10 protein-coding genes are annotated in these 13,168 nt (G+C 34.1%); 9 read left to right on the forward strand and 1 reads right to left on the reverse strand.

All coding sequences use genetic code 11. From position 1 onward, the window contains the following. Positions 1-14: 14 nt before the first annotated feature. From hsdR to fumC, 7 genes are all read left to right on the forward strand, one after another. On the forward strand, positions 15-3,671 hold the full coding sequence (gene hsdR, locus MTZ49_RS03180; RefSeq protein ID WP_264746950.1) for a type I restriction-modification system endonuclease: 3,657 nt from the start codon (positions 15-17) through the stop codon (positions 3,669-3,671). 78 nt (positions 3,672-3,749) lie between these two features. After that, positions 3,750-3,887: a hypothetical protein gene (locus MTZ49_RS03185; protein WP_264746951.1), complete on the forward strand. Its 138-nt coding sequence runs from the start codon at positions 3,750-3,752 to the stop codon at positions 3,885-3,887. Between the two features lie 159 nt (positions 3,888-4,046). Further along, a complete protein-coding gene (locus MTZ49_RS03190; protein WP_264746952.1) occupies positions 4,047-4,319 on the forward strand; it encodes a DUF4031 domain-containing protein in 273 nt (90 codons plus the stop codon). A 139-nt stretch (positions 4,320-4,458) separates the two neighbouring features. After that, positions 4,459-5,370, forward strand: a complete 912-nt coding sequence (hemF, locus tag MTZ49_RS03195) for an oxygen-dependent coproporphyrinogen oxidase (RefSeq protein WP_264746953.1) — start codon at positions 4,459-4,461, stop codon at positions 5,368-5,370. A gap of 19 nt (positions 5,371-5,389) precedes the next feature. Beyond that, entirely contained in the window at positions 5,390-6,211 is an 822-nt protein-coding gene (gene aroE, locus MTZ49_RS03200) for a shikimate dehydrogenase (RefSeq protein WP_264746954.1), read from the forward strand. A gap of 154 nt (positions 6,212-6,365) precedes the next feature. Beyond that, positions 6,366-7,937, forward strand: a complete 1,572-nt coding sequence (locus tag MTZ49_RS03205) for a phosphoethanolamine transferase (RefSeq protein WP_264746955.1) — start codon at positions 6,366-6,368, stop codon at positions 7,935-7,937. 441 nt (positions 7,938-8,378) lie between these two features. Next, positions 8,379-9,788, forward strand: a complete 1,410-nt coding sequence (gene fumC, locus MTZ49_RS03210) for a class II fumarate hydratase (protein ID WP_264746956.1) — start codon at positions 8,379-8,381, stop codon at positions 9,786-9,788. Between the two features lie 42 nt (positions 9,789-9,830). Here fumC and MTZ49_RS03215 read toward each other — a convergent pair whose 3' ends face one another. After that, a complete protein-coding gene (locus MTZ49_RS03215) occupies positions 9,831-10,346 on the reverse strand; it encodes a hypothetical protein (protein WP_264746957.1) in 516 nt (171 codons plus the stop codon). A gap of 107 nt (positions 10,347-10,453) precedes the next feature. Here MTZ49_RS03215 and prfB point away from each other — a divergent pair. Beyond that, positions 10,454-11,549 (forward strand): peptide chain release factor 2 gene (gene prfB, locus MTZ49_RS03220; protein ID WP_264746958.1). Its coding sequence is split into 2 segments (ribosomal slippage): positions 10,454-10,525 and positions 10,527-11,549, totalling 1,095 coding nucleotides; the frame shifts between segments, so codons are not numbered across the junction. Between the two features lie 27 nt (positions 11,550-11,576). Further along, positions 11,577-13,073 (forward strand): lysine--tRNA ligase, encoded by a 1,497-nt coding sequence (lysS, locus tag MTZ49_RS03225; protein ID WP_264746959.1) that lies wholly within the window; start codon positions 11,577-11,579, stop codon positions 13,071-13,073. The last annotated feature ends 95 nt before the right edge of the window (positions 13,074-13,168 follow it).

Here is a 13,168-nt window from a genome sequence, read left to right on the forward strand (position 1 = left end):
TCTTAAGTAAAAAAATGAGACTCTTTACTAGCAATTTTGACTTTCTAAAAGAACATGATCCTATATTCTTCGAGTTAACCCATACTGCTGAGCAAGTATTTGCTAGTGATCCAAATACTACTCTAATTAAATTGCGCCAATTAGGTGAGGCATTTGCTAAAGATATTGCCACTAGATGTGGTATTTACTTTGATGATACAACCCCCCAAGTCGATCTTATTCATCAAATTGATCGAGAATTAAGATTAGACCCTACTATACGTAATCTTTTTCATACCATACGAGTTGAAGGCAATAAAGCTACTCACGAATTTAAAACCGAACACAGAGAGGCCATTAATGGTTTAAAAATGGCGCGTAGCCTAGCTGTTTGGTATCATCAATCTTTTGGTAAAGAGGGTAGTAAATTTAATCCTGGAAGTTTTATCACTCCACCAGACCCTAGCCAAAAACTACGTGAATTACAAAATCAAATTAATCAGCTACGAGCAAGCAATGAAAAATTTGAAGATAACCAGCAATTACTAAACTTATTAAAAAAAGAAAAGCAAGAATATGCTGTATTAGCAGAGCAAATGGATAAAGAAGCTCGTACACTAGCAGAACAAGTTAAACAACAAGAAGAAGCTTTACAGAAACAACAAGAATCCTTTGAAACACACATTCGATTACTACAAATAGAACTTGTTGAGCAAAACAAAAAAAAACCTCAACAAACTGTAAAACAACAACAAATTATTAGTGAGCAAATCAAAGAAGCAAATCAACAAGTTTTTTTAACAGAAGAATTAGCACGTTTAATAATTGACCAACAACTTACTGAAGCTGGCTGGCAAGCAGATAGTTTAGAATTAACATGGGATAATGGCGCTCGTCCTGAACAGGATAAAAATAAAGCTATTGCTGGTTATCCTATTTTTTATCAAGGCAATGCTGCCTATGCAGACTATATTTTATTTTGTGGCATGATTCCCATTGCTGTTATAGAAGCTAAATGTGAAAACATTAATGTTGCAGATAAAATACGCCAAGCAGAAACCTATGCTCAAGGGTTTCAAATTGAACCTCTAATGCAAGCACCTTGGTTATTAGCCCAACGTAATCGGCCTTGGACTAGCCATGATAATACTCCCTATATTATTCCCTTTGTCTATTCCAGTAATGGCCGCCCTTACAATAGCCAACTTGAAGAAAAATCTGGTACTTGGTTTCGAGATTTACGTGAGACCAACAACTTAGCCCAAGCATTACAACACTTTCATACACCACAAGGATTATTAACTAAACTAACCCATGACATAAGTGCGGCTGAACAAGCTTTACAACAAGAAAATTTTGCTCAACTATATTTACGAAGTTATCAACAAGCAGCTATTCAAGCGGTAGAAAAGGCTATCTTAAATAATCAGCGTAATTGTTTGATTGCAATGGCTACAGGAACAGGTAAAACAGTTGTTATCAATGCCCTAATATATCGATTTTTAAAAACCAACCGATTTAAACGTATTTTAGTCTTGGTTGATCATGCTGCGCTGGGCTTACAAACAGAAGATATACTTACTAAAACCCTCGATGAACAATATCAAACCTTAGCAAAACTTTATAATTTAACAGAACTATCAAATCACATTGATGACTTAAGTAATCATCTACAATTAGCTACTGTACAAAGTATGGTAAAAAGCATTTTTGCCTCTGATACATCACCTTCCATCGATAGTTTTGATTGTATTATTATTGATGAAGCACATAGTGGTTATATGCTAGAACAGGAAATGATAGAGGGGGAGTTAGCGACTAGGGACTCTCAACAATATATAGAAGAATATCAACAGCTTATTAACTACTTTGATGCAGTTAGAGTTGGCTTAACGGCTACACCAGTAAAGCATACTACAGATATATTTGGAAAACCTGTTTACAGTTATTCTTATCGTGAAGCAGTAGCTGATGATTACTTAATTGATTATGAGCCTCCTATTATTTATCAAACAGAATTAACACAACATGGTATTCATTTTAATAAAGGCTATAACATCAATATTATTAATGCTCAAACAGGTAATATTGAATCAGCAGAATTAGAGGATGAGCTTAATTTTGATATTGAAAACTTTAATCGGTTCGTTATTAACAAAAGTTTTAATGAAATTATCTGTGAACAACTCGTTCAAGAATTAAATCCCTTTGGAAAAGAAAAGACACTTATCTTTTGTGCTTCCGATTTACATGCAGATATGGTTAAAAATTTGCTTGATAAAGCATTTACTAAACTTTACCAAGAGTCATATGACCAAACTGCTGTTGCCAAAATTACTATTGGCAGTTATAACCCTGAACAACTAATTACAGCTTATAAAACAGAGCAATACCCCAATATCGCTATTACTGTTGATTTATTAGCAACAGGTATAGATATTCCACAAATCTGTAATTTAGTATTTTTACGCCATGTAAAATCTCGAATTTTATTTGAACAAATGCTAGGCAGGGCTAATCGCCGTTGTGATGAAATTGGTAAAACTGTTTTCCGAATTTATGATCCCATTGGTAATTGTCAGTCTTTACAAGAGGTTGTTACCATGCAACCCTTACATAAAATTGATACGCCTTTAACTAGTTTACTAGAACAATTTACTGATAATAAATATTTAAAAGATGCCCTAAACACTACAAGCAATCTACCTAATAAAACACAGGCTGATCTACTGCTTGATCAAATATGTCAAAAAATCATGCGTATTCTGCGTAGAGCAAATTATCAAGCGGAACATGATAAAGTTATTAAAGAAAAACTAGATGAAACAAGCACTATATGGGGTATTACACCTTATAAATTAAATAACTACTTACAACAAATAGGTGCCAAAAAAGCAGCTGATTTTTTTAAGACACGTAAAAGTTTTTTAAAAGAATTACGAGAAATTAAACAATTACTAGCAGGCAATCACTATCAGATTATTTCTGAACATGCAGATAAGCTCATTAATCGTAGCCAACTATATGGTCAATATAATAATCCAAAAGATTTCTTAGACAGTTTTAAAACATTTATTCAACAACAAATAAAACTCTCTAAAACACTTAATAAAACTTTACTTAAACCTAACAATATTACCAAGACTGAATTAAAAGAAATCAGGTTACTATTGGATAAAACTGGTTATAGTGAAACCAACCTACAAATTGCATGGCGTAACCAATACCACCAAATTATCGATGCAGGCTTAATAGGTTATATTCGTCACGCTGCAATAGATGAACCTTTAATTCCTTTTGAAAATAGAGTTGAACAAGCTTTACAAAAAGTACATCGTTTATATAACTGGACACCTATTCAACGCCAATGGTTAAACCGTTTAGCTGAACATCTAATTTTTAAAGAAGTGTTAGATAGAAAATCCATAAACAAACGCATTAATCAAGCCTATGGCAGCTCTATAGAAAAGTTGGATCAACTACTTAATGGCCAATTAAATGAGGTATTAACTACCCTAAAAAAACTTTGGCCTGAAGAACAAGAACTTCAAAGCCCAAGAGTTATAGCAGAAACTATCAGTGAGTCTACTATCAATATTGAATCATTAATCACCCAACCCAAGTTCGAGCAAAAAACTCAACAAACCAACAATTTCATAGGACTTATAAAACAACTTTTAAAGATTAAATGATTCATTAGCGCCAACTCAATATAGGTGTACTCTGTAATCTCTTATAACTACTTATAAACTAAGTTGAGGAATATAACTATGACTACTAATAATCTTAATTTAACTAATATCATGGAGAATATTCAACAGCAATTAAAAGACAATGCTGACGAGATTACCCAAGTAAATAGCCAACGGTTCTTTAAAGAAACAATGACTACCATGGCATTAAAATAGCTATAGTACAAAAAAACTGAAATCAAAGCACAAGCTATGGCTAAATAAAACCAATAGCCAAAATAATCGTTTTAAGTTTAAATATATAATAAATGCCCTTATATATACTTATTAGAGTAATTTTTTTAATTTGTGATTAATTGATGTTGGCTGATTTATATGGCTATCTATGTAGACAATGTACGTGTTCCCCATATGGGTAAATTGTGGTGTCATCTCGTAGCGGATACGTTAGATGAACTACATCATTTTGCTAAACGTTTGGAAATTCCTCGCAGAGGCTTTCATTATGATGCATCCTATCCCCACTATGATATAACCATAGAATTAAGGGAAATGGCTCTACAACTAGGCGCAATCGCTGGTAATCGTAGAGATATTATTCGCTGTGCAAAGCAACTAAAAGAACAATTTCAGGATTCTTTCTACTGATTATATTCCCAAAATTACTATTTTCTATCGATCTAATACAGATTACTAAGTTTTTACCAACAAGATAAGTGATATACTCCAACCCTATAAAGAATATGCAAGCCTGTGCATACAACCGCTATAAAAATGTGATTACCCTATGACTTTACCTATTGAAGCAGTAAAAAACTATTTACTATCATTACAAGATAACATTTGCCAAACCTTAGAAGTAGAAGATGGTAAAGCAACATTTATTGAAGAAAGTTGGAATCGTCCAACAGGTGGTGGCGGACGTACTCGAGTTATTAGTAATGGTGCCATTATTGAAAAAGGAGGCGTTAACTTTTCTCATGTCTATGGACAAGGGCTCCCTCCCTCAGCTACGGCACATCGTCCAGAGTTAGCTGGTAGAAACTTCCAAGCAATGGGAGTTTCACTAGTTATTCACCCTGAAAATCCACATATTCCTACCTCCCATGCCAATGTTAGGTTATTTGTAGCAGAAAAAGAAGGACATGCGCCTGTTTGGTGGTTTGGTGGTGGCTTTGACCTAACTCCCTATTATGCCGTAGAAGAAGACTGTATTTATTGGCATCAAGTTGCCTACGATGCTTGTAAACCCTTTGGTGAAGAAACATATCCTCGTTTTAAAAAATGGTGTGATGAATATTTTTATCTAAAACATCGTATGGAACCAAGAGGTATTGGTGGTTTATTTTTTGATGATTTAAATGATTGGGACTTTGAAACCTGTTTTGCTTTTATCCAAGCCATTGGTAATGCTTATACTAAGGCTTATATTCCGATTATCAAACGTCGCAAAAATACTCCTTTCACCGAACAACAAAGAGAGTTCCAAGCTTTTCGCCGTGGTCGCTACGTAGAGTTTAATCTCGTATATGACCGTGGCACATTGTTTGGCTTACAATCTGGTGGTCGTACAGAATCTATTTTAATGTCATTGCCTCCAGAAGTTCGTTGGGGATACAATTGGCATCCTGTGCCAAATACACCTGAGGCTGAGTTAACAGAGTACTTTTTAACAAATCGTAATTGGCTAAATATTTAATTTGAGAGTGAATTTATATATGGATCACTATGCCGTTTTCGGTAACCCTATAGCTCACAGTAAATCACCTATTATTCATCGATTATTCGCACAACAGACTAATCAAAAAATAATTTATGAGCCTATCCTTGCTCCTATAGGTGGTTTTGCTGCAGCAATTAAAAAGTTCCTTGAAACAGGCCAAGGTTGTAATATTACTGTTCCCTTTAAAGAAGAAGCCTATCACATAGCAAATGAGCTAACACCCAGAGCACAACTAGCAGGAGCAGTTAATACCTTAAAGAAACTAGCAGATGGTACTTTGCTAGGTGATAATACTGATGGTGTTGGATTAGTACGTGACCTAAAAAATGCTAGTATTAATCTAAAGGGTAAAACTATCTTATTATTAGGTGCTGGTGGGGCTGCTCGTGGTGTGATTGAACCCATTCTCAACGAACAACCACAACACCTACTAATAGCTAATCGTACGTTAAATAAAGCTGAAATCTTAGTTGAACTTACAAAACATCTAGGTTATATCAGCGCGCATAGTTACGAAACCCTAATAGAGCCTGTTGATTTAATTATTAATGCTACTTCTGCCAGCCTGAGTAATGAGTTACCTAATATCAATGCTCAACTTATACAACCTAAAAAAACTATTTGCTATGACATGATGTACAGCAAAGAGCCTACAGTTTTTTGTCAATGGGGTAAAAAAAATGGGGCGGCTAAAACTATTGATGGCTTAGGAATGTTAGTAGAACAAGCAGCTGAAGCCTTTTCCCTTTGGCGAGGCGTTCAACCTAAAACAGATACTGTTCTGAAATTTCTTCGTCAACAATTAGTAAGGGATTAAATTTTATTATTTATAAACTGAGTCTCCATTATCCCAATCTTTCTTAATAAAAAGCCAATAAATTAATTTATAGTTTCAGTTATTTACTAAATGTAACCTATAATTATATTTATCCAATACTTTTATTATTTAATATGCTATTTCTGAAGCTTTTATGCAAAATATAAAAACTATTCTACAATATGATTTTGTACCATTTGACTTTATAAAAAAAGTAAAATGGCTACTCACTACATGCATCACATTAACATTTATCTTATTTTACTTTATGGATGTTGTTGTAATTACGGATTTGATTGCCAATATTTCTATTGTCTCATGGTTAATTGTTGCTACAAGCCGCTTAAAAATCTTAAATATTCTTATTATATTTTTATTTAGCACAATTATGGCTCTTGAGATAGCATATGTTATTGAAAATAGCGAGCGAATAAGTTTAGTTATCTTAGAATCTGTTATCGATACAAATATAGTTTATGGTATTTTTGTAGCTAAAATTATCCTATTAATCTCAATACCTATAACTGTACTATTGTGTTTTCTCTTTATTAAATCTGTTTCTGAAATTAAAAAATTTTCTTTTAAAAAACAAATTATTTTCGCATTCATTCTATTTGCAATTAGCATTGCAGATGTTTCTAGCAGAATTCATTCTATTTATAATACTTTTGATGAACGTGGAAAAGAAGATTTCTCTACAATTCCTTTAATAATGTTAGCTCCAACAATGCAAATTTTTTATCCCTTCATTTTAGGAGATTCCTTTTGTTTAGTTAGCTATATTAATGAGGTTAGAAAAATTAACACAAATATCCATCATACAGCATGGCCTGAAGGTATTAAATTATCATATACTAAAGAAACGCCCTTAAAAATTGTTGTAATACTGGGTGAAACAGCTTTAAGACAGCACTTTTCACTTTATGGCTATGAATTTCCAACTACCCCTAATTTAAATAACCTTTATAAAAATAACGAAATCACTGTATTTCAGAATGTTATATCAGGCGCTCCTATTACAAGAGAATCCATAAGACTATCTCTCTCCTATGCAACCCCACATAATAAAAACAACTTTTATAATTATAAAAATATCGTTGAAATGGCTCACATTGCTAATTACGAAACATTATGGTTTTCAACAACTCATGAAACTGCTGTATACAGTAATTATGTAGGAATGATCGCCAAAAGCAGTAATATTTTTTATGATTCGAACTCCCATGATTTATTAGGTACAGAGGAAGATCTCGTTCTACCCGAACTATTAGATAAACACTATGAGACAGGGAAAAAACAGTTTTTTGTTTTACATATGCAAGGAAGTCATATGGATTATCTTGAAAGATTTGATAAAAAAGATAAGGAGGCCCTAACTACTACACCAGAAAATACTAACTATGATAGAACAATACATCACACAGATAGGGTCTTATTAAAAATAGTAGATGTAATAAGAAAACACGATGAAAATACTGTAATGATTTTCATCTCTGATCATGGTGAAATTATTAACAAAGGCCATGGTATGGTTTTTGGTGGAGGTGCTCTTCAATATGAAATACCATTTATTACTTTACAAAATAAAAATAAACTTAACATTGAATCCCTGATAGATGCATATCGTAGCAATAACAATATATTGAACACTATTAATTTGAATTATATTCTTCTTGAAATTATAGGATTTGATATAGATAATCATTTAATAGAACAGTCTAAGTGATGGATTATATGTTTATCATTCAGATGGTATAGCTTATAAATTTGATGATATCAAATCAGGCAAAGCTCCTTGCAAAGATCAAAAGCAATGCAAAGCACAATAAAAAAATACCCAGCAAAATGCTGGGTAAAAACCGTGATTAGCCTGATGAGGAGACAAACCAAACAATCTCAAACAGAAGATCGGATACTTTGACTTGCCAGTTGGTCTTGCGATCAACTTGGATAAATATTAATGATTATCATTATCATTTGCAAGAACTTTTTAAAATAATTAATATATCTATTAAATAAACTAAATTATCTATAGTAATATAAATAATTACAGTCTACCGTTAGACTAATATCTCTCATGTCATGAGGGAAATAAATTGAACTCTGATAGTTTTTAGTTTATCCAATATCAACAATAATTAAATTTAATCTAAATAAAGGGTAAGTTATGAGCAATATACGTAAAGAATATGATTCAATGGGTGAAATTGATGTACCTGCTGACAAATATTGGGGAGCACAAACCGAGCGCTCTATTCATAATTTTAAGATAGGTGTTGATCGCTTTAAGATGCACCCTACTATCATCCATTCATTTGGTATTCTAAAAAAATCAGCAGCCCTAGCGAATAGAGATCTAGGTGAAATACCTAGCAATATTGCAGATGCCATCGCCAAAGCAGCGGATGATGTTATTGCTGGAAAATTAAATGATAACTTCCCCCTTGTAGTATTCCAAACAGGCTCTGGCACCCAATCCAATATGAATGGCAATGAAGTAATTGCTAATCGTGCAGTAGAAATATTGGGTGGGCAAATTGGTGATAAAAAAGCGGTTCATCCCAATGACCATGTAAACTGTGGCCAATCATCCAATGATACATTTCCAACCGCTATGCATATTGCTGTTGTATTAGAGTTATTTAACAGACTTTTCCCTGATGTTAGCCAGTTAAGAGATACTCTACAGAAAAAAAGCGAACAATACAGAGAAGTGGTTAAAACAGGTAGAACTCATTTACAAGATGCTACCCCTATTACGCTAGGTCAAGAAATTAGTAGCTGGGTAGCACAAATTGATTTTGCCTTAGATACTGTAAAAAATACCCTACAAGGTGTTTATAGTTTAGCTATTGGTGGTACTGCTGTGGGTACAGGTTTAAATGCTCATCCACAATTTGGTGATCGTTGCGCTGCCAATATTGCTGAGCTTACAGGACACCCTTTTATTTCATCTAAAAACAAATTCTTTTCTTTAGCAGCACATGATGCTTTAGTTAATGTTTCTGCTGCATTAAGAACACTAGCAGGTTCCTTATTAAAAATAGCTAATGATGTTCGTTGGTTAGCCAGTGGTCCTCGTTGTGGTATAGGGGAAATTCTTATTCCAGAAAACGAGCCTGGTTCTTCTATTATGCCAGGCAAAGTCAATCCAACCCAATGCGAAGCCTTAACCATGGTATGTGCGCAAGTATTTGGTAATGATGCAACGGTGGCCTTTGCAGGTAGCCAAGGTAATTTTGAATTAAATGTTTATAAACCTGTGATGGTACATAATGTATTAGAAAGTATTGACCTACTCTCTGATGCTTGCCTATCCTTTAATGAGCATTGTGCTGTAGGTATTGAACCTAACTTACCTGTTATTAAAAAACACTTAGAAAATAATCTAATGTTAGTAACAGCACTTAATAAACATATTGGTTATGATAAGGCTGCTCTTATTGCGAAAACAGCTCATAAGGAAAACAAAAGCTTAAAACAGGTAGCTTTAGAGTTAAATCTAGTATCAGCAGAAGACTTTGATAAATGGGTTGACCCATTAGCGATGACTAATTTGAATAGAAGCCAGCTCTAATCTTAACAACAGCACTTTAATTCCAATACAGTGTTAGAGTGCTTAATCTGCTCTATAATGCCATTTTTTATCCTTAAAATCATAATTATAAGTATCAAATGGCATATTTGGACTGGGGGAGAGAAGCATAGGATAAAAATTCGTTTTTTCATTGCAATTATAGAAAAACCGATATTTGCCATTTAACTTACTACTGAGTAATTTATTAAAAATCACTGTTTCAGGATACTGATTTTTCTCTTGTTTATAATGATCTAAAAATATAATCACCTGACTTGCTTCTTGTTTCCAAACATAATAAAGATAATACTGCCCTAATAATCCTAATGTTATTGCAACTAGCCAAAGAGCAAACTTAGTGAATAAAACGTTCCATTGTCTACGAAATAAAGAAATAGCTACAAATAATAGAAAGCAAGGTACTAAAAAAAATAGCATAATTACTTGAATGAGTAGCCCTTGTTGCAGAAGACCTAGGCCAACAAAAATTACAGCAAAAAATATGCTTGCTACAGAATAATCTTTCTTTAATTTTGACTTATTTAATCCCTTATTCATTATTTTCTCTCGTTTTTAACTGTTTAAATTAACTCAATATTAACTATTTTACTGATAAACCAGTTATAATAATCAGTTTTCACACGGTAATATTAATAGGTTTTGTGATGGAAATTAATCCTATTCTAAACACAATAAAAGATTTAACAGAACGCACCGAAGCCATTCGGGGGTATCTTTGACTACGATCTTAAAAAAGATCGCTTAATTGAGGTCACAAGAGAATTAGAAGACCCTACCATTTGGAATAATCCAGAACAAGCACAAAGCTTAGGCAGAGAGCGCTCACAATTAGAACAAGTCGTAGCCACTATTGATGAAATGACGGGTGGTCTAGCCGATGCCAAAGACTTATTAGAAATGGCAGTGGAAGAAAATGATGAAGCTGCCGTTGCCGATATAGAAAAAGAAGTCAACCGCTTAAATAGTGTTATGGAAGTACTTGAGTTTCGCCGTATGTTTAGTGGTGAAATGGACCCTAATAACGCTTATCTGGATATTCAATCAGGTTCAGGCGGTACTGAAGCCCAAGACTGGGCAAATATGCTATTACGTATGTACCTACGTTGGGCAGATAGTCATGGTTTTAAGACACAGATTGTTGAACTATCGGCTGGTGAAGTAGCTGGTATTAAATCGGCTACAGTTCATATTGAGGGAGAATATGTATTCGGCTGGTTACGTACTGAAATTGGTGTACATCGATTAGTAAGAAAGAGCCCTTTTGACTCTGGAAATCGTCGCCATACCTCTTTTGCTGCTGTATTCGTTTCACCTGAAATTGACGATAATATTGAAATTGATATTAACCCAGCAGATTTACGCATTGATACTTACCGCTCATCAGGTGCAGGTGGACAGCACGTTAATACCACTGATTCAGCAGTACGTATTACCCATATTCCTACTAATACTGTAGTAAGCTGCCAAAACGAACGTTCACAGCATGCGAATAAAGACCATGCCATGAAAATGTTACGTGCTAAATTATATGAGTTAGAAATGCAAAAACGTAATGCAGCTGCTCAAGCATTAGAAGACACTAAATCTGATATTGGCTGGGGTAGTCAAATTCGCTCTTATGTACTAGACCAATCTCGTATTAAAGATTTACGAACTGGTGTTGAAAATACTAACTGTGATGCCGTATTAGACGGTGACTTAGATAAATTTATTGAAGCAAGTTTAAAACAAGGCCTCTAATTTTAAGCGATATAAACGAGAAACAATATGACTGAACAAACCATACAACAGCAGGATGAAAACAAACTGATCGCACAACGTAAAGAAAAATTAGCTGCTTTACGAGATAAGAACTCAGTTGCTTTCCCTAATGATTTTCGTCGTAATAGTTATATTACTGACCTCCTAGCCTTTGGTGAGGGTAAGGATAAGGAAACATTAGAGGCTGATAAAAAACAGATCAAAATTGCTGGCCGTTTAATGTTAAATCGTGGTGCTTTCTTAGTTGTACAGGATATGACCAGTCGTATTCAACTGTATGTAGACCGTAAGAATTTACCTGAAGAAACCCTTGTAGATATCAAGACTTGGGATTTAGGTGATATTATTGGTGCAGAAGGCTACTTATCTCGTTCCAATAAAGGCGATCTATTTATTCACTTACAAGATGTTCGTCTACTCACCAAATCATTACGTCCTTTACCTGATAAACATCATGGTTTAACCGATACAGAAATGCGTTATCGTCAACGTTATGTAGATCTAATTGTTAATGACGAAGTGCGTAATGTTTTTAAAACACGCTCAAGAATTATTAGTCATATCCGTAAATTTTTAATAGATCGTGATTTTATCGAAGTAGAAACACCTATGTTACAAACCATTCCAGGTGGTGCGGCAGCCAAACCTTTCCAAACTCACCACAATGCATTAGCTATGGATATGTTTTTACGTATCGCTCCTGAGCTATATCTAAAACGTCTAGTAGTAGGTGGTTTTGAGAAAGTATTTGAAATTAATCGTAACTTCCGCAATGAAGGGGTTTCAACTCGTCATAATCCAGAGTTTACCATGATTGAATGGTATCAGGCTTATGCCGACTATGAAGATAATATGGATTTAACGGAAGAGTTATTCCGCGAACTGGCCTTATTAGTATTAGGTACCACAGATGTGTCTTACCAAGGCAAAGTATTCCACTTTGGTGAACCATTCGCTCGGTTATCTGTATTTGACTCCATATTAAAATATAACCCTGAAATTACTGCTGATGATCTAAAAGATATAGAAAAAGCACGCACCATTGCTAAAAAAGCAGGGGCTGATGTAAAAGGTTATGAAGGTTTGGGCAAATTACAAACCATGATCTTTGAAGAACTAGTAGAACATAAACTAGAACAGCCAACCTTTATTACCCAATATCCTTTTGAAGTATCACCATTAGCTCGTCGTAACGATGAAGATCCTAGTGTTACTGATCGCTTTGAATTATTTATTGGTGGTCGTGAAATTGCTAATGCTTACTCTGAGCTTAATGACGCTGAAGACCAAGCAGAACGTTTTATGCAACAAGTAAAAGATAAAGATGCTGGCGATGATGAAGCCATGCACTATGACGCTGACTTTGTTAATGCATTAGAATATGGTATGCCACCAACCACAGGTGAAGGCATTGGTATCGATCGACTAGTAATGCTATTAACTGATTCACCTTCTATTCGTGATGTGATTCTATTCCCTCACATGCGCCCTTTAGATAAATAATAAAAATCCAACAATGGGCTAATACCATCCTAGCCCATTGTTGCTAAAATACTTTTTCCATACCCTTGTTATTAACGACTTATCTTGAGAACAAA

Origin of the sequence: Entomomonas sp. E2T0, from assembly GCF_025985425.1 — a bacterium.
Lineage (GTDB): Bacteria > Pseudomonadota > Gammaproteobacteria > Pseudomonadales > Pseudomonadaceae > Entomomonas.

Coding starts and splice junctions, on each gene's coding strand:
- fumC (WP_264746956.1), top strand. CDS start 8,379: ATGAGCAATATACGTAAAGAATATGATTCAATGGGTGAAATTGATGTA.
- MTZ49_RS03185 (WP_264746951.1), top strand. CDS start 3,750: ATGACTACTAATAATCTTAATTTAACTAATATCATGGAGAATATTCAA.
- hsdR (WP_264746950.1), top strand. CDS start 15: ATGAGACTCTTTACTAGCAATTTTGACTTTCTAAAAGAACATGATCCT.
- MTZ49_RS03190 (WP_264746952.1), top strand. CDS start 4,047: ATGGCTATCTATGTAGACAATGTACGTGTTCCCCATATGGGTAAATTG.
- lysS (WP_264746959.1), top strand. CDS start 11,577: ATGACTGAACAAACCATACAACAGCAGGATGAAAACAAACTGATCGCA.
- MTZ49_RS03215 (WP_264746957.1), bottom strand. CDS start 10,346: ATGAATAAGGGATTAAATAAGTCAAAATTAAAGAAAGATTATTCTGTA.
- hemF (WP_264746953.1), top strand. CDS start 4,459: ATGACTTTACCTATTGAAGCAGTAAAAAACTATTTACTATCATTACAA.
- MTZ49_RS03205 (WP_264746955.1), top strand. CDS start 6,366: ATGCAAAATATAAAAACTATTCTACAATATGATTTTGTACCATTTGAC.
- aroE (WP_264746954.1), top strand. CDS start 5,390: ATGGATCACTATGCCGTTTTCGGTAACCCTATAGCTCACAGTAAATCA.